Annotated in this window: 1 protein-coding gene and 1 pseudogene; both read right to left on the bottom strand. The window is 40.1% G+C overall.

Annotated features, from left to right (window positions below):
* Positions 1–542: major tail protein (locus ACTWQB_RS17370; RefSeq protein WP_443140402.1), on the bottom strand; the 542-nt coding region annotated here is incomplete at its 3' end.
* A 28-nt stretch (positions 543–570) separates the two neighbouring features.
* A pseudogene (locus tag ACTWQB_RS17375) lies at positions 571–827 on the bottom strand (hypothetical protein); the annotation flags it as partial.

The raw sequence follows: 827 nt of genomic DNA on the forward strand, positions 1-827 counted from the left end.
TTTTCCTTATCAAAACCGTCAACTTTACGTTCCATAAATTCACCTGAGATTTCTTGATTCTGAAAAGCTGTCGTATTTTCTTTTGTTTGTGCATTAATCGTCGGACGCATGAACATCCCTTTGGTTAGTCCTACCCACTCTTTTGATCCGTCTTCATGCGTTTTGGCGAATACACAAGCCACATATGGAGGGTTATCCCCCTCGCCGTAAGAGCCAAGACCATCAACAGTTTCAAGTCCAAGTAACCTTTGACGATCCTCGACCGGCAACTTATGAAAAGCACCTGTCACCGTTACATTACCGTTTGAGACAGCAATCTCAGCTGTTTTATTATCACCATAAGCTCGAACAGCTTCTTGTGGCATTTCAACAGTAATCGTCTGAGCAAACTGAATGCGCTCAATCGCATCTTTAATAATGCTCGTATCACTGGTTTCATCTAACACAGCATAATAAAACTCATCCACACCCGTTGATGCTTTGTAGTTTTTGTTTTCTGCAAAATGCTGCAAGTTCAGCTTTAATAGGTTTTCTTTATTCATGAATATTTCCTCCTCATTAAAAAATACTTTATAAAGGATCTACATACGCTTTACCGCGATATCGTCTTGCTTCGCGATAAATACCGGTATCTCGATCCCACTCATCAACTCCACCACCGTAGTTACCAAAGTTAAACTGGTCCCAAAGAATTTGTTGGATCCTTCGAGCTACTAAATTACGATCTGTTTTATCTAGAGACCACACTTCAATCTGATAAAGATAATCTTCGGTTAACCATTGATTATCGGCGTAGTCTGAAGGTAACGGAGGATCTAATGGATCAA

This window comes from Piscibacillus sp. B03 (genome assembly GCF_052246295.1).
GTDB lineage: Bacteria > Bacillota > Bacilli > Bacillales > Alkalibacillaceae > Piscibacillus.